Raw genomic sequence first — 24507 nt, 5'->3', positions numbered from 1 at the left:
GAATGTCCCCTATGAGGAATTTTTACTTATCTTTTGAGTACCACTCTGCCGGTCAAGGCGAAAGAGAAAAAAATGAGAACCAAAACCTGAGTCTTTGACCCCTTCTGTGAGAGGGTTTTATGTTTTCTGCACTCATTTGGATTGATTCCGAGCTCTATGAAATTTTGAAGGAGCGACACCTAGACCTGGGTCTTGTCATAAAAATGGCTATCTTATCGCTAAAACTAGAGGGAATGGACCCTGGAACCTATCCAAAAGGAGAGTCTGGCCATTATGAAAGGTTAGAACTCTCTCGTTATGATTTTTTTACATTAAGTTTGATTTCAAGGGAGAAGGAAGTTGACCCGAACGTATTACTCTCATATGCTTTCACAGAAGCTTTGTTGGAAATTTTGCGACTGTGACCCCGGATAAATCAAAATATCATTATATCAAAATTGATTCGATCGAAGAGATTGACCCCATCAAATTATCCATCTCGCAAATCCAACAACGGTATATCGACAAGGATAACAACCGTTATGCCCTAAGATTCAATAAAGAAATCCGTAGAATTGAAATTTTAAAACTAGTGGGCAATCATTTTGAACTTGTCCCTCACCACCAAACAATCATTTCCAAGGAAGAATTGAATTCCAAGGATTCTAGTACCAGAGAGACTCCTCTCCCTCCACCCATCATCTCAGAAGACCTTAGGTCCAATCCCATACTCGGGAAATTAATTTCTGCCCCAGATCCGAAGCTAACGACCTCGCCTGAAAAATCGGCAACTCCATTGGAGATTCTCAATGAAACTCATTCTTCCGTTGAGGAAGAAAATCTCATGCGAGAAGATGTGGATCTAGATATTTTTGACGGGGAAACTCCTCCTAAAGCAGAAGTACGTATTTCCCATGATGGTCTTTTGAACACTCCAGAACCAACAAAACCTGAGGAAGAAGAAGACCCGTCTCAAATCACAGCCAATACACGACTCGAAGAAGGGACAGGCGAAAAAACGGCCCAACAAAGGATCGATGATTTTTTAAAGATCATTGCCACATATAGAGAAAGGATCACGGCCATCATTCGTAATCTACAATCCTCACGGATTTTTGAACTCACAGGGGACCCTTCTGAAAACAAAAACATAGTGGGGAATTTTTCGAGAGAAATTGATGCAACAGTTTTTGAAGCCATCGATAAAATGATCGATCTTCATAAAGAAATGACGTCATATCCTCGTCCAATCACTTATTACATTTCCAAATCGCCTGTGGAAAAACGCGAAGAGATGAAGCTAATTGAATCAGACAAAGAAAAGTTGAATCATTTACATTTGTTTGAGATGCAAAGACATACAGATGTGATCATCAAAGATCTAAAAAAATTGAGTTTGCAACTATTGAATATTTTGAATCTCAAAAATGAAATTCAAGTCAAACAATTACAATATGCAAACCAACTGATGTTTGTGGATGCGAAAAATGCCTCACTCTATTTTGCACAGGACTTAGATAAAACCATTTTGGAAATTGAACACTGGAAACAATCGAAATGAAAGAACTGTCGGAAGCAGAAACAAAAGCAATCTTAGAAAAAATACGATCGGAATACAAAGAACACGGGAAACTCAATCCAAAGGCATTTGACCAAACTGGGTTCGAACAACGTTACATCCAAGTTTTAAAACTTCGTGGGAACATCACAAAGTTTCTCACAGAAGAAGTGACATTTTTAGAACAACTCAAATCGAAGTTCCAAGAACTTGCTGCGAAAAAAGAAGCAGCAAAAGCCCAAACCCTTAACCGAATTATGGATGAGTCGATTGAAAGATTGGCCAATTACAAAAAGGTTGATTTCCACCCATTGGCAAAACTAGAAACTCGTTACTTTTACGGTGCCATGTTGGATTTTACGGAAATGGAACTTCCCGTTCTCATTTATGTTTTTAAGGGAACTCCAGAATATTCCTATCTTCAAGATGCTGTTTTACAAGTGGAACGAATTGGACTCACTCGGCGTGGCCTTCCGTCTATGAAAATGCAAGAGTTCATGAAAACCTTGTTAGACGCCAATGGTAATGCCATCGTGATTGAAAAGGCTTCACAAAATCTATTAAAAGATGGTTGTATTGCTTTAAAAAACATCATTGTGGCAGTCCAAGATCTTACAGCTAAAAATAGAATTAACCCAGATATGATTGTCCAAGTAAACGAAAAAGAATATCCCAATTCGTTTAATGCTTACAACGGGAAAAAGTTTGGTGAAAGTTTGAATCGGATCACTGAACGCTGCAAACAAATCATACAAGATTTTCGAATGAATGCGTTGATGAATATCGAAGGTTGATTCAAATGTGGCATCATGGACCCTATTTTACTTGGTGTTTGCGACACCATTGAATCAGAATTTGATGCGGAAGTTTACAAAAACCTCTCCCCTCTTGAGAAATACCATTCCTTACTTTTTTCATCCGTAGACAAACTATTTGGATTCCTCGGAACCGATCGGGAAAAGATCAAACCTTACCTCACTGATTTTGTATCCGTGGAAGCACAGTCACTTGGCAGAGAAGGCTATGGGTTTACCATTAAAGATGCAAATGATATGGGATTTGGTGGTCTTGCCTGCCATACCGTAGATTTGGGTGGAGCCAGTGTCGGTGGTGCCATTCAACAAGCCTATACCATTGTAAAAGCCAATCCCTATGCGGTCGTGCTTGTGGCCGCGGCTGACATTCCCAAATCCGTATTCAGACAAGTCTCAGATCTAAAACGACTCACTGCCACTGTTTGCCATAAAGACTGGGAGATGCCGTATGGGGCAACCCTCATTGGCCTCTACTCCTTGTTATGTGAACGAATGATGTTTGATACAGGTGTGACAAGTGATGACTTAGAAGTGATTACAAAACACTTCCGAACCCTTGCCGAAACCAATCCGCGTGCCTTCCAATACCAAAAACCAATGGTGGAGAAACAATTACAAAAACCTTTATCTGGTGTGTATAGCACTCCCATGATTGCCATTGTCACTGACCATGGCTTTGCCACCCTCATCACATCAGAGTTCATGAAACAGAAGTTAATCGATAAAAAAGTGATTAAGGCTGATGCCAAACACATCTATGTAATTGGTTCGGGTCACAGTGCCCATGCCGAATACCTCATCCAAAAAAAGGATTTAAAAAGTCCTGCAGGTCTTGCTTGTGAAAGGGCCGTCGCTTCGAGTGGGATCAATCGGTCAGAAATTGACTATGCTTGGATTTACGATTGTTTTACAGGGATGGTCATCCATGAAGCCTCACTTTATTTTGGGGTGTCACCAAAAGAAACAGCGAATGCACTTCGCAAAGGAAAGATCTCCAATGGAACGAAAGAGATCCCCATCAATTTAGGTGGTGGGATTTTGAATTACCAAGCGGCCATGGCCATCTCTGGGGCAACTGGCCTTGTGGACATCGCGAGCCAATATGGACTTTCGGTCCATCCCATTCCCAAAGTATTGAGTGAACCACCTAAGGTGAGTTTGCTTGGAGGTAATGGTGGGATTGATAGCATCAATTCCGTGATCCTGTTTGCCAAAGACAAAACAGAAAGGGACTCGAAAGAAACAATGGAATTAAAACCATTGGAAGTGAATGTTCCCAGTCCAAAAGAGAAGGAACATGCCACGATTCTTTCCGCAACGACGATTTATTTCAATCCTGGGGGTGAAAAAAAACCACCTTACCTCATCATTTGTTCCACGAAAGAGAATGGCGAGATGGCTCTCACGAACCTCTACGACAAAGAAGGAAAGGAAATTGTAACGAAGGATGGTTTGGAACTGGGAAAAACCAAAGTCGAATTCCAAATCATCGATGGAAAAATCCAAGCAGTTGTATTGGGTTAAGATACAAGCCAGCCAAACAAGGGTTCCTTGTTTGGCTTCTCAATTAAAACTGTTTCAAAAAACGTAAATTCCCAGATTGGAAATAACGGATGTCGTGGATGCCGTAACGCATCATCACCAAACGGTCAAGGCCAAGTCCAAAGGCAAAACCTGTCCACTTTTTGGAGTCGAGGCCAGCGGCTTCTAAGACATTGGGATGGACGAGTCCACAAGGAAGGAGTTCGAGCCATCCTGATTGTTTGCAAACACTACACCCGTCTCCACTGCAAACAAGACAATTGATATCCAGCTCAAAGCCTGGTTCCACAAACGGAAAGTATCCTGGACGCAGTCTTGTTTTGATTTCTTTTCGGAACACTCGTGATAAAAGTGTCTCCATTGTGTATATCAAATGGGCAACAGAAATGTTTTCGCCCACAACCATGCCTTCCACTTGGTAGAAAGTATTTTCATGCGAGGCGTCCACTTCTTCATACCGGAACACACGGCCTGGAGCAATGATACGAAACGGTGGTTTTAGTTTTCGTAAAGCGCGCACTTGGATGGCGGATGTGTGAGTCCTAAGTAAATTGCCATCCACCGTATAAAACGTATCTTGCATGTCCCGTGCGGGATGGTCTTCGGTAAAGTTTAAGGCACCAAAATTGTTTTCATCGGTTTCCACTTCCGGGCCATCCATCACAGAAAAACCCATAGAGGTAAAAATATCTTCAATCTCGTATTGGATTTGGGAAATGGGATGCAAACTTCCTCTTTCTTTTTTGGGAAGTGGACGAAGGGTATCGAAGGATTCTTTTCCCAATTGGTTTTCATAAAAACTTTCTTTGAGAATCGTCCGTTTGGCTTCGACAAATTGTTCCAGTTTTGTTTGGGCTTCATTTGCCTCTTTCCCAACCGTCTTTTTTTCTTCGACTGTGAGGGAAGCAAGGCCCTTCAGGACAGAGGTAAGTTTTCCTTTTTTACCAAGGAACTGGTTTTTTAGAGCATCTAATTCTTGTTCAGTGGTTGCAGAACTTAATACAGTTTCTGCCTCTTTGACTAAAGATACAATTTCTTGGGATAGGCTCATAGTGATTCTCGTGTTTCCATTAAGGATTTTAATTCAGAATAAATCCCACCAAAGGCACCATTGGACATGGCAAGGATGATGAGCTTTTCTTTTTTGTATTTGGGTAATATCTTTTTTAAAAGGGAAGGAATCTCTTTTGGTGTGGAAGCATAGATCGATTCTTTTTTGGTATTGGTTTTGATGTCTTTTACCAATTTTTTGACATTGAGACGAAGTGACTTACTCACTTTATCCACCTGGTACACTTCGGTGACGATGCTGACATCACTTCCTTTGAAACACTTTGCAAAATCATCTTGGAAGACATTTCTATGTGAGGTGGCACTCCTCGGTTCGAATAAAGCGATGATTTTGTAACCAGGGTAAGCTTCTTTGTGGGCTTTGATCGTTTCTTGGATGGCTACTGGGTGGTGGGCAAAGTCTTCCACAAGTAAACTGGTTTCGGAAACATAAAGGTTTTCTTGTCTCCGTTTCACACCAGGAAAGGATTCCACGGCTTCCAAAATTTCTTTTCGTTTTTGGGGAGCAATTTCTAGGCACACTCGCACGGCGACTTCCACATTACGATAGTTATGTGACCCGATGAGAGATGGTTTGAGTTTCGCCTTTGTGCGGATCTCCGTTAAAATTCCTTTTTCATATTTAAAAATGGAATTTTTATCACCTAGTTCAAAGGTTTCCAAGGGAGCGTGCTGGTAGTCTTTTGTGATATCGTTTAAATTTTTGGAGCCTTTCCAATAAAATACCTTTCCACGACTCGGAACTAAATTTAACAGCCGTTTGAACATGACTTTAATCGCATCCAAATTGGCAAAGATGTCAGCATGGTCAAAGTCAAGTGCATTCATCACCAGGTAATAGGGTCTGTAATGTAAAAACTTGGAACTTTTATCAAAGAAAGCAGAATCATATTCATCCCCTTCAATCACAAAATAATCCCCTTCACCTAGAGCAAATCCAGGAAATCCATCCTTACGGATTCCACCTACAAAAAGACCTGGTCTCAGTCCAATCGATTCCAAAATCCAATGAGTCAGAAAGGTAGTGGTGGTTTTGCCATGGGTTCCTGAGATCACGATTGGTTTTTTCCCTTTGAGGAAAAAATGTCCAATCGCTTCTGCCATACTCATGTATTCAATTCCCGTATTCAAAACTTCTTCGACTTCAGGATTCCCACGTGAGATCGCATTTCCAATGATGACAAGGTCTGCACCTTTCACATTTTCTTTACGATAACCAGACTTAGGTGAAAGACCCCACTCTAACAATTTATCAGACATCGGTGGGTATAGGTTTTGGTCTGAACCAGATACTTCATGACCTTGTTGTTTCAACATATAGGCTAAATTGCCCATGGCAATCCCACCAATTCCTACCAAAAAGATCTTCAAAAGAGTACCGTCCTAACGAGGTTATAAAGGAATAATGGAATCGACAGCAGAACCAAAAAGAACAAGACAACTTTCATCAAAAAGAATAAAAAATCGAACGAACTCCATTCCCTGCGAACTGATAAATAAAAATAAGATAAATGTAAAGAATACAAAAAACCAACAGCTAACATGAATAAGGGGATTGGTGCAGGAAAAATCCAAAATACAGAAGTTGCCGTGAAAGCCAAAAAGGAAATGATAAAAACATGGGGCTCTGGTCCTTCCCAATCTTTCGTACGGTCTCGCATTTGGTGGTACATTCGAAAACTATCCACAAGCCGAACCACAAAATAGAAACCCACATAAAATACAAAAACAGTACCTACACCTTGCGTGTATGTGAGTTTTGTTTCTTCTTCGACAAAGGAAACTTTGAAAATCAAAATCTGAATGCAATTGCCAATGAGTTTGGCGAGTGGAGCCAATAAGGCCAGTTGTAAATGAGAAAGCCACAAATCACGACCACCCAAATCTGCTTTATGAAAGTAGGATTCAAAGGCAGACATGGGAGAATAAAACAAGTCACGGATGAGCTCTGTCCGTTGAACGATGGTTGAAACTTTTTGCACCTTATTGGATTTTCTGGTTGGGGCGCTCGTATCGGGAAGCATTTTTCACTTTCATGACGGCATTCACTAAATTTTGGAAGGATTCTTCTTTCATCCAAGTGACTGACTCCTCAAATTGAGGTGGGAATTGCCTTAAAACAGGACGCCATTTTCCCGATTCAGATTCCCAAATCGGATAGAATGATAATCGGACTTTGTTTCCATTCGAAAGGTTGGCATCAAGGATGGCTTCTGGACTCACCTTTTCTGTGAGTGTTGGAAACTGGGGAGCCCCAACTTCATCAGGATAAAATTCTACCTTTAAACCTTTGACGATTGTTTCCCATTGGTTCCCTACATCAGGTGGCAAAACAATCCTTTCCCCCGTTGTCCGACTCCAATCGTTCACAAATACATTGTATTGGTTTTTTTTGGCTCTGTTTTCGGCCTGAACTGTGATGCCTTGTCCCATAAATTTGATTTCCTTGATGAAACCTTCACTCACTGTTACATACATCTTTTCTCTGAAATTCGACACGGGTGTTCTGAATTTTTCAATGATATACTGGTAAGGTGCAATGATCTGATTGTTTATGAGGACAGAGATACGCCCTTCATCTGATCCAATTTTTTTGCCAAATAACAACTGCTTGCTTGTGTCAAAAACTATTTCCTCCCCATTCTCCTCTGATAGAGTTAAAGAAGGCGAATTTTCACCCAAACAATAGTTTTTTTGAATTTCATCTGTCGAAGTTTCGATGAGTTTTGTTTTGAGAACACTTAGTTCTGAAAAACTATTTTTGACATTGTAATTTCCTTCATAGGAAACAGAACCTTTTTCACTGATCGTGGTGACGGTATACAAAGCAGGTTCATTCCATCCGCGAGGGATCTTTCGAAACACCATAGGATATTCTGCAAAACTTGGATTCATATTCCCACACCAATCCGATTTTGGAGGTTGGTAACGAATGGATTTCCAATCTTCTTTCCAAAAATTAGTTTCGGAAATATTTTCTGGATGATCCTCCATTAAATAAAATAGAAGAAACAATCCCAAAAAGGCAACAAGAACTAAACTGATTTTTTGTTTCATACTTCTAACATGGAATGTTTGCGTCGGGTATATACAAAGTAAGAACCAACTGCCAAAATAAATCCTGGGAATAAAAAGACTCCGATGACCCAAGCAACTAACTTTTGATTGTCGGACAATGAAATGGTATCCACTTCTTCTTTTTTTAATGGAATTTCTGCAACGATATTGTCTTGGAATAATCCCGTGATCGAAACAGTGGAAAATTGAGAGTTCATCACATACGGAATGAATTGGTCTGTGATCCAAGTGGTTCCTGTGTGTAATATGATTTTTCCTAACTTATCTCCAGTGAGTGACATTGGAGATAAAACGACTGAAAGGATTTTACTCTCTTTTTTTTCGTTTGGATCCAGTTTTCCATTTTTGTTTTCATCTTGGTATGCGTCAAAACCAGACTCAAGTAAGGTTTCCGATTTCCAAACATAAGGAGTGGGTGCATTGGGTTCTGATTCTAAAAATCCACTGTAAGGAAATAAAATTCCCATATCCTTTTTTTGTAAAAGATCGGTGAGACGGTTGTCTGGAAATCGTTTGGCAACAACAAAACCTGGTTTTTCTTCTCGTTCGACGAGAGGAGTGGATTTAAATTTTAATCCAGCCGATTGTAATAACCAAGTAAAGTCTTCACTCCCTTTTGGTTCCATAGTGATGAGAACTTTCCCATTTTTCTCTAACACAAATTTGGTGAGTTCTTCTTTGGCTTCTTTGGAAAAGGGAACAGTGGGACCAAGGATCACAAGCATATCGGCATCTTCTGGTAATTTAGAAGGCCAACCTTGCGCAAATCCAAGTTCTGCCACTTTAAAGTTTAAAAACTGCAAAGAAGATACAAAACGGTTCACTTGTTCATTGGGAAGCGCTCGAAAGGAAGCTCCATACCGTTCTCCATTGGCAACCGTAAAGTAAACTTTTTTCTGCACGGTTGTCACATTTAAAAGTGCACCAACTAACTTACGTTCTAAGTCCTCCAAATCTTTTGGTTCTTTTGCGATGACACGTTCTTCTGCAAATGGTGTTGTAGACGTGAGAGAAGATTGTTTTTTAGAACGAACAAAAATGGTTCCATTGGAAACTTGTCCAAAATCTCTTAACAAATCCATTTCGACATCGGCATTGATGAATTGAACAGTAATATGTGCATTTTCTGATTTGATTTGGTCGAGTAAAATTTCAATATCAGGCCTTACGCGTGTTAAGGCAAATGCAGCAAGTTTGTCACCATTAGCAGGCCCGTCAGCTTCCAGTGGGCGTGGGTAAAACGCTGTGATGGTCACATCTTCTGTGATGGGTTTAATAAGGTTACGAGAAATTTGTGATAAAGAGAACTTACCTTGGCTACTCAAATCGAAGTTATAGTTTCGTTTGATCGCAAAGTAATTTACAGCCACAAGTATGGGTAATACAAACAAAAACCCAAGCACCGCATTTTGTAATAAGGAACTTTTGGATTTTGCTAAATTACTTTGTGCTTCGAGAGAGGACTTTCCAATTTCTAACAGAATGATTTGTAAAAGGAATACCAAAGAAAAAAGAACCACACATAAAAGCAGGAATTCTCTGATTTTGGGGATAGAACTTACCTCTTCATTAAAACCTGCCACTGGTTTTAAATCCAAAAAATCTCGTAAGACGGAGAGTAAAAATGCTGCGATCCCAAAAACAGCCGCAATGTAACGATTTTGGTCCTCTTTTCGAATTCCTTTCGAAAACGCTCGGACAATCGTATCCGATGCCAAAAACAAAAACACAACACCTAAAAAAAGGATTTTTCGTTTCGGATCTACGACCATTCCATCAAACAAGAAATAGGCGAAAAGTGAAACTAAACTAACAAACGGTAAAACTCGATCAGCTGATAATAACATGATTTACCCTCTCCATCTCCTGGATTCCAAGACCTTCACGGTTAAGTACAAAAATAGGAAAGTTCCACTTAGGAAAAATACAATGCCTGTTAATGGTAATACACCTTTGGCAAAGGCTGCAAAGTGGGAAAAGATATGTAAGTGGAATAATACCTTTCTTGTAGTTGCTTGGAATAAATGAGAAAAATATCCAACCACCCAAAGTGTCAAAATGATAAGCACAGAAATTAAAAGTGATATCATTTGATTTTTCCCAAGACTGGAACCAAACATGCCAATGGTGAAGGTAAAAATTCCAAGTAAAAATACACCAACACTTCCCGATGCCACCATATAAAACGGAGCTTTCCAAAATGCATACAATAGAAGTGGGAAAAGTCCGTTGATAAATACAGTGATGATGGCACAAACTGTCACACCAAACATAAATTTGCCGAAGACAATTTCCAAATCGGTGATGGGAGAGGTGAATAGAAGTTCCAAAGTACCTTTATTACGTTCTTCCACAATCGAACCCATGGATATGATGACCATCGCAATGAGGATGGTTGTCATAAACGAGATGAAGGTGATGTAAGTTGCTATTTCGTAATTGGCAGTCCCATTAAAATTGAGGATCATTACGAAGAGAGCATTTAAAAACGCAGTTCCACCTAATACAAGAGGTCCCATATAGGTTCCAAAAAATAATCGTAATTCTTTTTTATAGATCCAAACAGCCGTTTGCCAGTTCATATTTTCTCCATAAAAATTTGTTCGAGTGACACTTCTTGTTTTTTTAATGATTCAATTTGAATTCCAGAAGACAATGCTTTGGAAAACAAAGATTCTTTGAATTGTTTTGGATTTGTTGTTCTCACTAAAAACATTTCTTCTTCTTTACCAGAACCCATATCGGAAACAGTATCATTTTCAGAAATGACTGTTTTCATAAATTGACTTAAGTCTTCTTTTGGTTTACCAGACAAACCCACTTCCCAACCAGCAAGTCGATTCATCTCCTCTTCCAATCGAGAAAGTGAAAGTTCCTGTTTCAAACTTCCTTTGTGAATGAATAAAAATTTATCACATGTTTTATAAATCTCTGTGAGGATATGGCTTGAAATGAGCACGGTATGATTGCCAGCCAAACTGCGGATCAGACTTCTGATCTCAACAATTTGTTTTGGATCAAGACCAGAGATAGGTTCGTCCATGATCACAATTTCCGGATCACCTAGAATGGCTTGTGCAATTCCCACTCGTTTGCGATACCCGAGTGACAAGGTGCCAATGAGTTTATCCTTTACATGACCGAGGTTTGTTTTTTCAATCACCTTCTCCATTTCTGATGTGAGTTTTGGTTCTTCAATTTTTTTGATCCTACCCACAAATTGAAGGTATTCGGATATTGTCATATCTTCATAAAGAGGTGGTGTTTCTGGTAAATACCCGATTTTCTGTTTTGCTTCTAAGGGATAATCAAAGATGGACTTTCCATCGATGGAGGCATCCCCTGCGCTCGGAATCAAATACCCTGTGAGGATCCGAATGGTGGTGGTTTTTCCCGCGCCATTGAGTCCCAGAAGACCCACGATCTCACCTTTCTCTAATTTAAAATTGAGCCCTGAAATGGCTCGTTTTTCGCCGTAAAATTTGGATAAATTGCTGACTTGTATCATAACTTTGGTTTAGTTTTCGTATACCTGCACCTATGAATGAATTTCTGGAAAAAATCAAAAGCTTTTTCAAGGATGAAGCGAGCTTTTTTGATGCAAAGCAACTTCTTGGCCAAAATTGGCACAATTTTGTCCCACAATACTTTGACAAAATCCTAGAAACTCGTACGAATGCAGTGTATGTATTAGACAAGGATGGAAACTACACCTATGTCAACGCAAAAGCCGTCGAAATGGCGGGAAAATCCGCAGAAGAATTGTTAGGGCAAAATATTTGGAATTTATTTCCTGTTTTACAAACAATTGAATTTGGAAACCAACTATCGGAAGCCATCAAAGAGAAAAAAACATTTCGATCAGAAGAAACCTACTTTGAAACTTTGGGTTGGTACGATATGCAAGTTTTCCCTCAGGAAAATTTTACCATCATCATTGCAACAGAAGTCACACACACAAAAAATGCAAAAGATGAATATAGCCAAATCATCACCAAAAACAAAACCATTCTGAATGCTTTACCTGATTTACTCTATGGAATCCATAGGAATGGTCAGGCCATCAATCACAAAGAATTCCCTCATTTCACAGGATGGGATTGTAAAAACAAAGAAACAAATCTTTGTTATTCTGACATAAAAGAAATTTTTCCGGAAAATAAATTAGAAGAAATCCAAACCATACTTCGGCAAGTGATTGATTTGGGTGTTAGCAAAGCAGTTGAATATTCGATCCACGACGCAGACGGTGAAAAATGTTTCGAAGCAAGATTCACCAAAACGGGGGAAGTGGATGCACTTGCCATCATTCGGAATATCACAGAACGAAAAAAAGCAGAGGCTTTAAAAAACGAATTCATCAGTTTGGTGAGTCATGAATTGCGAACCCCACTCACATCGATTAAAGGTTCCATTGATTTACTGCTTGCGGGAGTGGCGGGAGAAGTATCCAACCAAACAAAATCCTTACTCAATATTTGTCGTAAAAATACACAAAGACTCGTTCGGTTTGTGACTGACCTTCTCGATATCGAAGCATTGGATTCTGGTAATATCAATTTTAAATTTAGAACCTACCAACTGAAAGAAATTCTACAAACTTCAGTGGATGGAATGCGCACGTTTGCAGAACAATATCATGTGCTTTTGAATTTTGATTCTAATTTCCCACAAACAAGTGTTTATGTAGATGAAGACCGATTGAACCATTGTATCACCAATTTGATTTCCAATGCGGTGAAATACACCCCCAAGTTTTCGGAAGTGACCATCTCTGTCCAAACAGATGCAACAAAGGCAAAAATCCAAATCAGGGATAATGGACCTGGCATTGATCCGAACTTTGCTCCAAGACTTTTCCACAGATTTGCCCAAGGGGCACCACCGAAGGACAAATTGGTAGGTGGATCTGGGCTTGGACTTTCCATCACGAAAGGATTTGTCGAAGCCATGAATGGGAAAATTTACTTTTTTTCTGATGATTCGGGAACTGTTTTTACCATTGAACTACCAATTGTAATACCAGGACAAATTCCTGTTGGGATGAACCAATGAGCATACAGGCCTTAAAACACGTGTTAATCGTGGAAGATGAAGAAGACATTGTCGAAATCCTTAGGATCGCACTTGCATTTAACTCAAGTTATGAAGTGAGTTTTGCAAAAACTGGTCCGGAAGGATTACAAAAAGCCATCATCCTGCAACCTGATTTGATCCTCTTGGATGTACTTATGCCAGGTATGAATGGGATGGAACTCATTGAAGAATTAAAAATTTTCCCAGAGACAAAAAACATCCCTGTTGCATTTATCACGTCACGCGTGTTAAAGAATGAAATTCTGGAATACCAAAAAAGAGGGGGCATTGGTGTGATTGAAAAACCCTTTGCCCCTCTTGAAATCTCAGAAAAAATCCAAACCCTATGGGAGGATTTTCATCATCAGTAATTTCTTTTTTAAATTACTGATCTTGGAAACCGGTTAAAATTTCTTCTTGGCGGCCCATAAGTTTTACAGATAACCTTGGTCCCACCTCACAAACGATACGCGAAGCAACATAATTGCCCCATCTTGCCGACTTTTGTGCAGAATAACCTTGGGTGAGGCCATACAATACCCCAGCCGCAAAAGCATCTCCTGCTCCTGTCGTATCAATCGGCTTCACAGGAAATCCAGGAACCAAAGTGATTTTGCCGTTTTCAGCAACATAAGCTCCCTCTTTTCCTGCAGTCATAAATACCAAAGAACAAAGTTTAGATATAAATTGTACTGCTTCTTCAGCTGTTTTGGCACCACTTAAGGCAAGCCCTTCTTCTGTATTACAAAAAACGACATCAACGTATTCTTTTGTTAAATGGATGAACTCATCTCTAGAACGATTCACACAAAAAGGATCGCTGTATGTAAAGGATACCTTTACCTTGTTTTCTTTTGCAATTTTCATCGTAAGTTCACTTGCTTTTTTTGTGGAATCACCATCCCATAAATACCCTTCCACATAGACATACTTACTTTTTTTTAAGTTTTCAATATCGATATCGTCAGGGCCAAGTGAAGTAGAAATCGCAAGATTGGTAAGCATTGTCCTTTCGGCGTCAGGTGTTGTGAGAACTACACAAGTTCCCGTATGTCCTAATTTGTCAGGAGTGGTCTCAAATAAAACTCCCGCATCTTCCATATCTTTTTTATAAAATTCACCATATGTATCATGAGTGACTTTTCCCGTATAACAGCAAGTACCACCAGAATTGGCAATGGCAATCATCGTGTTTGCGGCACTTCCACCTGACCTAAGTTCCTTCTTCTCATCATGAAGATCTGCAAGAATTTGACCTTGCCTGGATTCATCAACTAAGGTCATCACACCTTTGGTGATATTTTGTTTTTCTAAAAATTTTGGATCTATGAAGGCAATGATATCTACCAGGGCGTTCCCTACGCCGAATACGTCGTAATGTCTCATGGGACAATGCTTTTTTCCTTTAGGGAATTGACACTCAATTTTCCTATTCCAGTTTGGCAAGGTACCGAGAAAAAAAGGACTTCATGGTTTCCAAATTCAATTTATTTTTATGCATGGGATTCTTACTCGGACCAATTCTTCTATATGGGCAAGAGACTCCAAAAAAAGAACCAGAAACCATCGAAATCAAAGCCAATGTGCAATCCTCTTCTCAAAATAGTAACTTTAGCAAAAACCCAACTGGTTTTCAAAAGGAAATTCATTTAGATTCAGCTAACACGAGATATACGAGTCTTCCCGATATCCTCAACCGAGAAGCGGGAGTCAGGATTCGCCAATATGGAGGTCTTGGATCCTATTCCACACTTTCCCTTCGAGGAACCAATCCCAACCAATCCAAAATTTATTGGAATGGAGTTCCCATCAATAATTCGTTTGGTGGTGAAATTAACTTAGCAGATTTACCGTTTGATAATTTAGAAAAGATTGAAATTTACAAATCTGGGACTCCTGCTGGTTTTTCTGGATCGGCCATTGGAGGTTCGATCAACTTGGTTTCCAAAACAAAATTTGAAAAACCAATCACACGAGTCAATTTGATGGGTGGAAGTTTCAAAACAGCAAAAACAACGGTAACTCATATGGACCAATTCACCAATGGTTCTTATTTTGTGCAGGCTCTCCACGAAACTTCCGACCAAAATTTTACCTATCTCAATAATAAAGGGACAGTATTATTCAATACATATGATGATACGATTGATGAAAGAAAGAATGCACAGTTTCGTAAAACTGGGTTTACTGGGAATCTATCCTTTGACATAGGCAAAACCAAAATCAATTTATTAAATGATTATATACATAGAAAACAAGGTCTACCAGGTCCAGGGAATCGGCAAACCACTTCGGTGGGGCGAGTGTTTAGTAAACTTTCATCGGCGATCACAACAGAAACCAATGAGTTTATATTCACCAATTTGACATTGGAAACAAAAACCTATGGGAACTTTTCAAAAGATGATTTGTTTGATCCAAAATCAGAATTTAGTTTTGGAACACCCAATGCGTATACCAAAACAAACCAATACGGGTTTCAATTATCTCCCACTTTGTACTTGTTAGACTATTATCAGGTTTTACGTGCCTCCGTCTTAACGGAACAAGAATTTTTCACACGGTATGAAAAACGTGCCAATCATGAAACGGAAAGAAAAGAACCAAAAAAAAGAAGGGATACTCAGAGTTTTACCTTCCAAGATGAAATACGATTATTTTCCAATCGTCTCTTTCTTGTCCCACAAGTACGTTTTGAACGGTATACGGATCGATTCGGGAAAGATGAAACAAGCATTCGTAACCAACTCTTAGATCCACTCACCGATGTTTTTACTGTAAGGCAAAATTTCACCAATCCTAGTTTTGGCTTAAAAATCATCTGGATCAAAAAAGAAAATTGGGAATGGGGAACATTAGCCAACATCAGTAAAGATTTTCGAATTCCCAGCTTTATTGAATTATTCGGTGAAAGAGGAAGTATCGTCGGGAATACAAAATTAAGGCCAGAACAAAGTAGAAACGGGGATTTTGGTTTTTATCTCCATACCAAAATTGGATCGGGATGGAAAATCCAATCGGATGTTTCCTACTTTCAAAAACGAATATATGATATGATTTTGTTTTTGCCAAATTCTCAGTTTACTCTGAGGCCAGAAAACGTAGACCAAGCATTCATCCGGGGTGCCGAAACTAGTCACAATATCATTTGGAACAAAGGACTTAAGTTTAACTTCAATTATACCTACCAAGATGCCAGAAATTACTCCGACTCACCTGCGTTAAATGGAAAATACTTACCACTTCGTTCCAAAAGCCAAGGAAGCGCCTTACTTGCCTTTTTTAATGAAACATCCGAAATTGGAATTGAATACCAATACATTGGAGCCAATTTTAGAGATCGAACCAATGAGTATTTGGGATTTTTACCAGCCAGACAATTTTGGAATTTGTACATCCAATATTCTGCATATAAAAACAAAGAAACAGGAAATGAATTGATTTTTGGATTTGAAGTGCGAAACGTAACAGACAAACGTGTAGAAGATTTGGTGGGTTACCCGTTACCGGGCCGTAGTTATTATCTGACTGGGAGTTATCGATTCTAATGGATACAATTCCTACAAACAAAGGCCCCCATTGGATACTCCTTCTTTCTATGTTTCTTGTTTTCCAATGTAGCCAATTGGAAATAAAAAAACCAAGTTTATTCCAATTTTTATTTTTATCAGCATCACCCACGTCTGTTGGCGTTGTCACATCTGATTTTGCAAGCGGAGGAAGATTTAAAACCTTCGAACCCAATTCCTTTACAGCATTTCCCACCTCCATCCCCATCCATTCCGATGCAGTGGGAAGGTATTCGAATGATCGAGTTTTTATCGTAAACCGATTGAATCGTGATTCTATCCAAGTATTGAACCCTCAGTTCGGATTTCTCACCGAACAAGAGTTTAGTGTTGGTCAAGGAAAAAATCCGCAAGACATTGCCGTTTGGAATGATAAATACTTTATTAGTTTGTACAATGCAGATGAGTTAGTGATTTATAGCAGGAGTTCTGGTATCAAAATTGGTGCTGTCTCCTTTTCTTCTCTTCGGGAAACCTTTTCAACTTCTGGAATTCCTGACTCGTCAGTGGAATCATCCTATATGATACAAGACGGATCGAGTTTGTTTGTTTTACTGCAAAGGTTAGACCGTAATGATGCCTCAGGGTATTTACCACCTAATTCTGATTCTTATTTGGTGGAAGTGGATATGGATCTGAATCAAATCCGAAACATTTATACACTGCCCTATAGAAACCCAAGCTCCAAAATCCAAAAAGTATTTTTATTTGGAGAACCACATTTGGTTTTTTCATGTGTCGGTCGGGTTGGGTTTATCTCTCAAATTGATGCAGGGATCATTGCATTTCGTTTGAGTACAAGGCAGTTTCATCCCAACCGTTTGTATGAAGAAAGTGTCGCTGGTGGGGATATACTCTCCTTTCAAATCAAAAATGAAGATTTTGGATACGCCTCCGTTTTGGATGCAGGTTTTAATAAAACCATCCAAGTCTTTCGCCCAAGGACAGGCGAAAAACTAGCTACACTTTTGCAAATCCCAGGCAATATTGGAATCAGTTTATCAGGAATGTTACTCACAAGTGAAGGGAAATTACTCGTTGGTTCAACAGATTTCACAAGGCCTGGAATTTATGTCTATGATACGAACATCGGAAACGTTTTACTCAACCCCATTCCCAGTTCTGTGGAGTTGACACCTTTTGACATCTTCCAGTTGCAAAATCTTCCGTAAATTTCAAAATGGAAAAAGACAGGGGAATCTAATTTATGTTAACTCTTAAAAAACATCCAAACGGTCCGCTTACCAAACAAGTTTTACTCATCGTTTTAGATGGTGTGGGTTATACAGAACAAGGATATCAAAATGGGAATGCAGTGGCAAAAGCCAATATGCCTGTTTTAAAGGGGTTATGGGAAAACCATCCTACTGTTTTATTAAAAGCACATGGAACTGCCGTGGGTATGCCAAGTGACGAAGACATGGGAAACTCAGAAGTGGGCCATAATGTTTTGGGCTCAGGACGTATCTTTGACCAAGGTGCAAAACTTGTATCACAATCCATAGAGAACGGCAGTTTGTTCCAAGGCCCCATTTGGAAAAAAATGGTTTCCAATTGTATCCAAAACGAGTCCAATTTTCACTTCCTTGGTTTATTTTCAGATGGGAATGTGCATAGCCACATTCACCACCTAAAAGCACTCATCGACCAAGCAATTAAAGAAAATATCAAAAAAATCAGGCTTCACATTCTCTTAGATGGAAGAGATGTCCCCGAAAAATCAGCGTTAGACTATCTCATTCCATTCGAAACATATTTGGAAACATACAGAAAAGCTGGCATCGATATATGCATCGCTTCTGGCGGTGGTCGTATGGAGTTAACCATGGACCGTTATGATGCGGATTGGTCTATGGTTGAACGTGGTTGGAACCACCATGTGGAAGGAGAAGGAAGAATATTTGCCTCTGCAAAAGAAGCCATCGAAACCTTTCGTACAGAAAACCCATCTGTCATTGACCAATACCTTCCCGGTTTTGTGATTGGTGATTCAATTGGAGATCCAATTGGAAAAATTTTAGACAATGACTCTGTCGTGTTTTTTAACTTTAGAGGGGACAGGTCAATTGAAATCTCAAGAGCCTTTACAGAAGAAAACTTAACTCAATTGAACCGCAAACGTTTTCCAAAAGTTGAATTTGCTGGTATGATGCAATATGATGGAGATCTTTTTATCCCCAAACAATACTTAGTTGCTCCTCCAGCTATCGACCGAACCATGGGAGAATATTTTGCCAACGAAGGGATTGCTCAATATGCCCTTTCAGAAACTCAAAAATTTGGCCATGTTACTTTTTTTTGGAATGGAAACAAATCAGGTTACTTCAATCAAAACCTTGAAACTTACGAAGAAATTAAGTCTGATATCATTCCTTTTGATCAAAAACCAGAAATGAAGGCAAAAGAAATTACCGATAACTTAGTACTTGCTCTCACGTCTCATAAATTCCCTTTCCTTCGTGTCAACTATGCTAACGGAGATATGGTGGGCCATACTGGAAACATGGATGCCACAGTCAAAGGTTTAGAATACTTAGACCTTTGTTTGGATCGAATCAAAAAAATCTGTGATGAAACCAATACTGTTTTGTGTATCACAGCCGATCATGGGAATGCGGATGAAATGTACCAACTGGATAAAAAGGGAAATGCACAAACTGCCAAAGACGGTAAACCCGTTCCCAAAACAAGTCACACACTCAATCCCGTACAATTTGTACTTTATGACCCACAAGGGAAGATCCAACTCAATTCAACAATCACCGAAAAAGGTCTTGCGAACGTGGCGGCGACGATGATGGATTTGTTGGGTTTTATTGCTCCAGATGGGTACCACCCGAGTCTAATCAATAGAAATTAAATTTCTCCAGTCCTATGACCAAATGGATATTCACCTTTCTTCTGTTCAGTTTTACTTTTCTCAACTGTTCAGAAGATGGAATTGGATCTTTCTCAGAAGAAACCAAAGAAAAAATACGTAAAAAAATCAAACAAGAAGGATTCCAAGGAGTTGTCCTGATCTCCCAAGATGATACCGTTTTGTTTCGCGAAACGATTTCAACAGGGAAACGTAGAAAACGATCGCAACTCTTTAAAAAAAATAATTTTCCGTTGGGAGAATCTAGCAAACTATTCACAACTTTTTTAATCCATCGATTGGAGAAAGATCAAAAATTATCCCTCAAAGATCCTGTTCAAAAACATTTAAAATGGTTTCCCCATTCTAAAATCACCATTGAACATCTGTTAAGACATACATCAGGATTACCAAAAATCATTGAATTTTTACCAAATTTGGATACGGAAGGATCCAAGTTCAACCGCGAAGATATTAAAAAATCATACTTAGAATCAAATTTAAAACCAAACTTTAGTCCGGGAGAATACTGGAAGTACAGCCGGTTGGATTATTTTTTTTTGGCTTATCTCATCGAATCCATCACGTCAAAATCATTTCCCACTGTTGTGAAACAGGAAATTTTCGAACCTTTAGGAATGAAACATTCTCAAGTAGACTCAAACGACATTTTATTAGGAAATAGTGGGATTCTCAGCACACCAGAAGATTTACTACTCTTTGCAGAAACAATTTCAAAAACAAAATATATTTCAAAGGAAGGAAAAGATTCAATCATCAAAAAAACAGTGTTAGCTGATGCGATAGCAGAAGATCCAATCTCTTTTGGAGAAGGGGTATATGTTGGTGATTATTTTTATTGGACATACGGGAAAAAGAAAGGAATCTCAAACTTTATCTACCATGACCTTAAAAGTAGAATTTTGATAACCATCGTAAGTCCTTATGGTGGAAGCAAAGGAGATTTATCCTCTATCAAATCCACTTTAACCGAAATCATCTTTGAAGCAAAAAAATTAAATTTCAAAAAAAGAACTGGGTCACCAAACGAAGTATATATTGAAGACCTAATGAAACAAGAACATGTGCCATCTCTTGGAATCGCCATTTATAAAAATTATAACTTACATTGGAAAAAAATGTATGGTACAAAAATACAACAGACTCTTTTTCGAGCGGGTTCCTTATCTAAAACGATGACAGCAACGGCAACATTACGTTTGGTTGAAACGGGACAATTGGATTTATATTCTAACTGGATTGGAAAACTAAAACAGTACAAAGTGTCCGTTCCAAAAGGAAAAAAAAGAAGTTTGGTGAACTTAGACTTACTTTTATCTCATACCAGTGGATTAACAGAAAAAGGAAATTGGGACGACCCTATCAATTCAGATAAAAAACACTTAAAAGACCTAAAAGATACCAATGCCACCAAAGGGAATGGTTTAAAATTGTATTACAAACCAGGCACCAAATCTAGATACTCGGGAGGAGGATTTAGCATCGTCCAAGAGATCTTGACGGATCGTACGGGAAAACCTTTCCCCACACTTATGGAAGAAATTGTATTCCAACCTTTACATATGAAACGTAGTACCTTCAAACAGAACCTAACGGAAGCAGATGATCGTTGTGATGGTTTTGATGAAACAGGAAAACTTTTACCTGAAAAAAAATTCGTAACACCTGAATTGTCTTCAGGAGGTCTTTGGACTACTCCAGAGGAGATTGGAACCGTTTTTAGCGAAGTGGCAAAGGCAAAACAAGGTCGTTCCCAATTTCTCAGTAAGGAATCTGCCGAATACCTTCTGTCTCCCAAAATGAGTGCTGCCAGTTTGACCGTCCATGCCTTAGTCGCTCACGGATTCTTTTTGAATCGAACCGGAAAAACAGAATATTTCTTCCATGGAGGCCATACAAAGGGACATAAGTCTCTTGCCATCTTCAATGCGGAAAAAGGGTACGGAGTGGTCATTATGACCAATTCAGAGAATGGGTCGAAACTGATTTGGAGGATCCTCCGGACCATTTCTGTAGATGAAAAATGGGATAAGTTTGTGAATTAATCTATTGACCAAATTTTTAAATTGGCTATTCTCTAAGCGATTCGATGGAATATACAGAATCTAAATCTAACGGAATTGTAGTCCTTAAATTGTTTGGCAACTTAGATATGTTAAATGCCGGCATTTTGAAAGAAAGGATCAAAGAATCTGCGTCCCAATCCGAACATCGATTTATTTTTGACTTAGAAGGAGTCAGTTTCATCGACTCTTCTGGATTTGGGCTCATCATGTCCCTCAACGACAAACTAACAGAATTAGGTGGTGGACTCAGGATTGTGAATGTATCCAAAACCATCCGCCAGATCTTCCGCATCTCTAAAATTTCTTCCGTCATTCAAATTTTTGAATCAACGGAAGAAGCCATCCAGTCCTTTTTACCTTAAATCTTAAAAAGGTCCTTAACCAACAATCATCTCATTTGCATTAGGTGACCGATGTTGTGACCATTTTTTTCCAAAAGTTTTTTAGTTTCAATAATTTGGGATTTTCTGGTGACATTTCTTGCAGTGCAAGTAATACTTCTTTGGAGCGTTCGATATCCCTTCTATGCATTAAAATTTCTGCAAGTAAAAGTAAGTTGTTAAAATTTTTAGGATCTCTATATCTCAGTCTTTCTGCATAATCCGTTGCGAGTACAAAATCTCGTTTTTGTTTATGAGCATACGCAATGTAAAATAAAAAATCTGTATCACCTGGATTTAGTTGTAAATAACGATTGGCAAGGCCTATTGCCTTCTCATAATCTTTCGATTTCATATAAAGTTTCGACAATTCTCTTAAACAATACAAATCATCAGGTTCAGATTCCAAAGCAATTTCTAATGCATAAATCGCATGATTCCATTCTCCATCACGATATGATTGAATTCCTTCACCCAACATTTTATAATATGTATTATTTTTTGTAGATTCCTTGGCAGCATGCGCTACTTCTTCTAAGAAAGAAATACGCATCAAACTCAAATCATCCGTCAGTTCACCAAAAAGCATCATCACACGACAAATCTCTGTTAAATCTCCATTCCCTTCCGATACATGCTTTAAAAATACAGTTTCATCGTCATTGATCATCCGATTTCCACCAGATTGACCAACAAATAAATCGTCCCGACCATCTGATCCTAAAACCAACACATCCCCAGGCCGCAGTGGATAAATTTGAATGACCACTTCATCACCACTCATTTCCGTAAATCCAATCTTACGTAAAGAATGTTCGTTTTCTAAGAAACTGGCTACTCCATCGCGGTACAAAACAATCCAAGGGTGTTCTGCATTGATGTAATATAAAGTACCTGTTTCCTCATCCACCAAACCTAAAATAGCTGATAATAACATGTGCCCATCGAAACTGATAAATACATTATGTACTTCTTGGAAACATTCCTTTAACCATCGTTCAGGGTGTCTGTCTTGCATGTACCTCAGTTTTTGTGTACGAGTGATGATAGATTTAAAAACTGTCCCCATCACCAAGGCACCACCTGCTCCTTGGATGGATTTACCCATAGCATCTGCATTTAGAAATACAGTATATTTTTTACCCATAAGATAAATGGAATCTGAGACAGATAAATCTCCGCCAATCTCCGATTGTTTATTTCGAAACTGGAACTGCTTCATTTGTCTTTCAAAGATTTGAATGGAAACTGTTTCGGATTTTGCAAAAGAACCTTTTAAGGGTTTGATGAGTAAAGATGTGAGAAAATAATCACCATCTTGTTTTTCTTTCAATTTTTGCATTTCAGAGAGAGTTTCATTTAACTCTCTTGTCCTTTGATGTACCATCTCTTCCAAATGATTTTGGTGTTCCGCCAACTCTTCTTTCATTTCGACAAAAACTCTACCCATTTGTCCGATCTCATCACTTCGATGAGTGGGTAAGGTTTCAGGTTTCCATTGGTCTAAATCTACCATTGCCGTCGTTAAAAGTTTGATTGCTTCCACCATGTCTCTTGAAAACAAAAAGGAAATTAAAAATATAATACCACATAATACGAGTGATGCGACAACAAAAAAGGACCAAATTTTCCATGTTTTTGATTCTACTTCGTTTTCATCAATCATCACATGAAATACAAGTTGTTTGACTGTTTGTGAACTGCCTGAATAAGGAATTTTCACTAAGTAATAAGGTTTATCTTGGAAATGAAACCTTTGTTCCTCGGTCAGTAAGTTTGGATTTTCATTCATCACCATCCGAATCATATCCGATCCAATTGTTTTCACTTTCCCTTCTTGGAAAATAGCTAAGTGGATCCGATTGTCTTTGGAGATGGTTTTGGTGAAACTATCATCCACAACTTGTCCAATGAGAAGTGTCCCTCGGCCAAAAAGTGGTGCTGCCAAACGAAACCCAAGTCCACTATGTCCATCTTCCAATGCTGCTGTTGCTTGGCCGTTTAATGCATTTTGAATGATGGGTTGGTTTTTTTTATCATCCCCAAAATCTTTTGGCCTGTGGACCCGAAAGACCACCTTTCCTTGGTTGTCTCCCAGTTCAAAAATGGAAAGACCATAACGTCTTAAAATCTGTTGTAAATAAGGTAGTTCTCTTTGTAATACGGAACGATCGCTCAGTCCTCTTTCTAAAATTTCTCTAGTTCTCGCATTGAACGTAATTTCTTCTAATAATAATCTGAGTTTTTCCTCTTTAAACTCTAGTTCTCTTTGAAAATTCCGAGATAAGTCTTCTGCCCTTTGGGTTTGTGGGATGTTTTTTACCGATTGCAGTAAATAGGCAAAACTAGTCGTGAGAGCAATTACAAGAAGAATTTGACTCACACTCAATATTAATAAGAATTTGTAACGTATGCTCATAGAAAACTACGTGAATCTTCTCAAATTTACGTTACAATCAAATGACATTCCTTTGAAGGAAATGTATCATCTGGAA

General features: G+C 38.8%; 20 protein-coding genes. 11 read left to right on the top strand and 9 right to left on the bottom strand.

Features of this window, described 5'->3' with window-relative positions:
- Nucleotides 1–119: 119 nt before the first annotated feature.
- The 4 genes from LEPBI_RS02515 to LEPBI_RS02500 are packed head-to-tail and all read left to right on the top strand — an operon-like array spanning nt 120 to nt 3876.
- Nucleotides 120–404 (top strand): hypothetical protein, encoded by a 285-nt coding sequence (locus tag LEPBI_RS02515; RefSeq protein WP_012387539.1) that lies wholly within the window; start codon nt 120–122, stop codon nt 402–404.
- Nucleotides 401–1540, top strand: a complete 1140-nt coding sequence (locus LEPBI_RS02510) for an LIC_10450 family protein (protein ID WP_012387538.1) — start codon at nt 401–403, stop codon at nt 1538–1540. The genes LEPBI_RS02515 and LEPBI_RS02510 overlap by 4 nt, the downstream gene beginning before the upstream one ends.
- Nucleotides 1537–2331 carry a hypothetical protein gene (locus LEPBI_RS02505; RefSeq protein WP_012387537.1) on the top strand — a complete coding sequence of 265 codons (795 nt, stop codon included), beginning with the start codon at nt 1537–1539 and terminating at the stop codon, nt 2329–2331. Before LEPBI_RS02510 ends, LEPBI_RS02505 begins: the two co-directional genes overlap by 4 nt.
- A 15-nt stretch (nt 2332–2346) precedes the next feature.
- Nucleotides 2347–3876: a thiolase C-terminal domain-containing protein gene (locus LEPBI_RS02500; protein ID WP_012387536.1), complete on the top strand. Its 1530-nt coding sequence runs from the start codon at nt 2347–2349 to the stop codon at nt 3874–3876.
- 43 nt (nt 3877–3919) lie between these two features.
- Here LEPBI_RS02500 and pheS read toward each other — a convergent pair whose 3' ends face one another.
- From pheS to LEPBI_RS02465, 7 genes are read right to left on the bottom strand one after another with little or no spacing between them, the layout of a single operon-like run.
- On the bottom strand, nt 3920–4945 hold the full coding sequence (gene pheS / locus LEPBI_RS02495) for a phenylalanine--tRNA ligase subunit alpha (protein ID WP_012387535.1): 1026 nt from the start codon (nt 4943–4945) through the stop codon (nt 3920–3922).
- Nucleotides 4942–6336, bottom strand: a complete 1395-nt coding sequence (locus LEPBI_RS02490) for a UDP-N-acetylmuramate--L-alanine ligase (RefSeq protein WP_012387534.1) — start codon at nt 6334–6336, stop codon at nt 4942–4944. The genes pheS and LEPBI_RS02490 overlap by 4 nt, the downstream gene beginning before the upstream one ends.
- On the bottom strand, nt 6333–6947 hold the full coding sequence (locus LEPBI_RS02485) for a hypothetical protein (RefSeq protein ID WP_012387533.1): 615 nt from the start codon (nt 6945–6947) through the stop codon (nt 6333–6335). The genes LEPBI_RS02490 and LEPBI_RS02485 overlap by 4 nt, the downstream gene beginning before the upstream one ends.
- 1 nt (nt 6948) lies before the next feature.
- Entirely contained in the window at nt 6949–8022 is a 1074-nt protein-coding gene (locus LEPBI_RS02480; protein ID WP_012387532.1) for a hypothetical protein, read from the bottom strand.
- Complete coding sequence (locus tag LEPBI_RS02475; RefSeq protein ID WP_012387531.1) at nt 8019–9890, bottom strand: motility-associated ABC transporter substrate-binding family protein; 1872 nt, start codon at nt 9888–9890, stop codon at nt 8019–8021. Before LEPBI_RS02475 ends, LEPBI_RS02480 begins: the two co-directional genes overlap by 4 nt.
- A gap of 3 nt (nt 9891–9893) precedes the next feature.
- Entirely contained in the window at nt 9894–10625 is a 732-nt protein-coding gene (locus LEPBI_RS02470) for an ABC transporter permease (protein WP_012387530.1), read from the bottom strand.
- On the bottom strand, nt 10622–11551 hold the full coding sequence (locus LEPBI_RS02465) for an ABC transporter ATP-binding protein (RefSeq protein ID WP_012387529.1): 930 nt from the start codon (nt 11549–11551) through the stop codon (nt 10622–10624). The genes LEPBI_RS02470 and LEPBI_RS02465 overlap by 4 nt, the downstream gene beginning before the upstream one ends.
- Nucleotides 11552–11583: 32 nt before the next feature.
- Between LEPBI_RS02465 and LEPBI_RS02460 the strand changes: the two genes are divergently transcribed.
- Together LEPBI_RS02460 and LEPBI_RS02455 are read left to right on the top strand one after the other, a co-directional pair.
- On the top strand, nt 11584–13098 hold the full coding sequence (locus LEPBI_RS02460; RefSeq protein WP_012387528.1) for a PAS domain-containing sensor histidine kinase: 1515 nt from the start codon (nt 11584–11586) through the stop codon (nt 13096–13098).
- Nucleotides 13095–13490, top strand: coding sequence for a response regulator (locus tag LEPBI_RS02455; RefSeq protein ID WP_012387527.1), 396 nt, complete (start codon nt 13095–13097; stop codon nt 13488–13490). Before LEPBI_RS02460 ends, LEPBI_RS02455 begins: the two co-directional genes overlap by 4 nt.
- A gap of 13 nt (nt 13491–13503) precedes the next feature.
- Here LEPBI_RS02455 and LEPBI_RS02450 read toward each other — a convergent pair whose 3' ends face one another.
- Nucleotides 13504–14505, bottom strand: a complete 1002-nt coding sequence (locus tag LEPBI_RS02450) for an adenosine kinase (RefSeq protein WP_012476126.1) — start codon at nt 14503–14505, stop codon at nt 13504–13506.
- A gap of 83 nt (nt 14506–14588) precedes the next feature.
- Between LEPBI_RS02450 and LEPBI_RS02445 the strand changes: the two genes are divergently transcribed.
- Genes LEPBI_RS02445 through LEPBI_RS02425 form a run of 5 tightly spaced genes read left to right on the top strand, consistent with a single transcriptional unit; the run spans nt 14589 to nt 21994 of the window.
- Nucleotides 14589–16667 (top strand): TonB-dependent receptor, encoded by a 2079-nt coding sequence (locus LEPBI_RS02445; RefSeq protein ID WP_012387525.1) that lies wholly within the window; start codon nt 14589–14591, stop codon nt 16665–16667.
- Nucleotides 16667–17860 (top strand): hypothetical protein, encoded by a 1194-nt coding sequence (locus LEPBI_RS02440; RefSeq protein WP_012387524.1) that lies wholly within the window; start codon nt 16667–16669, stop codon nt 17858–17860. The genes LEPBI_RS02445 and LEPBI_RS02440 overlap by 1 nt, the downstream gene beginning before the upstream one ends.
- A gap of 35 nt (nt 17861–17895) precedes the next feature.
- Nucleotides 17896–19548, top strand: a complete 1653-nt coding sequence (gpmI, locus tag LEPBI_RS02435; protein ID WP_012387523.1) for a 2,3-bisphosphoglycerate-independent phosphoglycerate mutase — start codon at nt 17896–17898, stop codon at nt 19546–19548.
- Nucleotides 19549–19562: 14 nt separating this feature from the next.
- Nucleotides 19563–21611 carry a serine hydrolase domain-containing protein gene (locus LEPBI_RS02430; protein WP_012387522.1) on the top strand — a complete coding sequence of 683 codons (2049 nt, stop codon included), beginning with the start codon at nt 19563–19565 and terminating at the stop codon, nt 21609–21611.
- A 44-nt stretch (nt 21612–21655) separates the two neighbouring features.
- Entirely contained in the window at nt 21656–21994 is a 339-nt protein-coding gene (locus LEPBI_RS02425) for an STAS domain-containing protein (RefSeq protein WP_012387521.1), read from the top strand.
- 40 nt (nt 21995–22034) lie between these two features.
- Here LEPBI_RS02425 and LEPBI_RS02420 read toward each other — a convergent pair whose 3' ends face one another.
- Nucleotides 22035–24431, bottom strand: coding sequence for a SpoIIE family protein phosphatase (locus LEPBI_RS02420; RefSeq protein WP_012387520.1), 2397 nt, complete (start codon nt 24429–24431; stop codon nt 22035–22037).
- Between the last annotated feature and the right edge of the window lie 76 nt (nt 24432–24507).

The sequence above is a fragment of the Leptospira biflexa serovar Patoc strain 'Patoc 1 (Paris)' genome (genome assembly GCF_000017685.1).
Classification (GTDB): Bacteria; Spirochaetota; Leptospiria; order Leptospirales; family Leptospiraceae; genus Leptospira_A; species Leptospira_A biflexa.
The sequence above is the reverse complement of the archived record's forward strand: the minus strand, read 5'-3'. Positions and strand labels throughout refer to the sequence as shown.

Excerpts from the sequence above, each read along its gene's own strand:
- LEPBI_RS02515 (WP_012387539.1), top strand. The coding sequence starts at position 120 with ATGTTTTCTGCACTCATTTGGATTGATTCCGAGCTCTATGAAATTTTG.
- LEPBI_RS02460 (WP_012387528.1), top strand. The coding sequence starts at position 11,584 with ATGAATGAATTTCTGGAAAAAATCAAAAGCTTTTTCAAGGATGAAGCG.
- LEPBI_RS02465 (WP_012387529.1), bottom strand. The coding sequence starts at position 11,551 with ATGATACAAGTCAGCAATTTATCCAAATTTTACGGCGAAAAACGAGCC.
- LEPBI_RS02420 (WP_012387520.1), bottom strand. The coding sequence starts at position 24,431 with ATGAGCATACGTTACAAATTCTTATTAATATTGAGTGTGAGTCAAATT.
- LEPBI_RS02445 (WP_012387525.1), top strand. The coding sequence starts at position 14,589 with ATGGTTTCCAAATTCAATTTATTTTTATGCATGGGATTCTTACTCGGA.
- LEPBI_RS02500 (WP_012387536.1), top strand. The coding sequence starts at position 2,347 with ATGGACCCTATTTTACTTGGTGTTTGCGACACCATTGAATCAGAATTT.
- gpmI (WP_012387523.1), top strand. The coding sequence starts at position 17,896 with ATGTTAACTCTTAAAAAACATCCAAACGGTCCGCTTACCAAACAAGTT.
- LEPBI_RS02425 (WP_012387521.1), top strand. The coding sequence starts at position 21,656 with ATGGAATATACAGAATCTAAATCTAACGGAATTGTAGTCCTTAAATTG.
- LEPBI_RS02450 (WP_012476126.1), bottom strand. The coding sequence starts at position 14,505 with ATGAGACATTACGACGTATTCGGCGTAGGGAACGCCCTGGTAGATATC.
- LEPBI_RS02480 (WP_012387532.1), bottom strand. The coding sequence starts at position 8,022 with ATGAAACAAAAAATCAGTTTAGTTCTTGTTGCCTTTTTGGGATTGTTT.
- LEPBI_RS02440 (WP_012387524.1), top strand. The coding sequence starts at position 16,667 with ATGGATACAATTCCTACAAACAAAGGCCCCCATTGGATACTCCTTCTT.
- pheS (WP_012387535.1), bottom strand. The coding sequence starts at position 4,945 with ATGAGCCTATCCCAAGAAATTGTATCTTTAGTCAAAGAGGCAGAAACT.
- LEPBI_RS02430 (WP_012387522.1), top strand. The coding sequence starts at position 19,563 with ATGACCAAATGGATATTCACCTTTCTTCTGTTCAGTTTTACTTTTCTC.
- LEPBI_RS02470 (WP_012387530.1), bottom strand. The coding sequence starts at position 10,625 with ATGAACTGGCAAACGGCTGTTTGGATCTATAAAAAAGAATTACGATTA.
- LEPBI_RS02475 (WP_012387531.1), bottom strand. The coding sequence starts at position 9,890 with ATGTTATTATCAGCTGATCGAGTTTTACCGTTTGTTAGTTTAGTTTCA.
- LEPBI_RS02505 (WP_012387537.1), top strand. The coding sequence starts at position 1,537 with ATGAAAGAACTGTCGGAAGCAGAAACAAAAGCAATCTTAGAAAAAATA.
- LEPBI_RS02455 (WP_012387527.1), top strand. The coding sequence starts at position 13,095 with ATGAGCATACAGGCCTTAAAACACGTGTTAATCGTGGAAGATGAAGAA.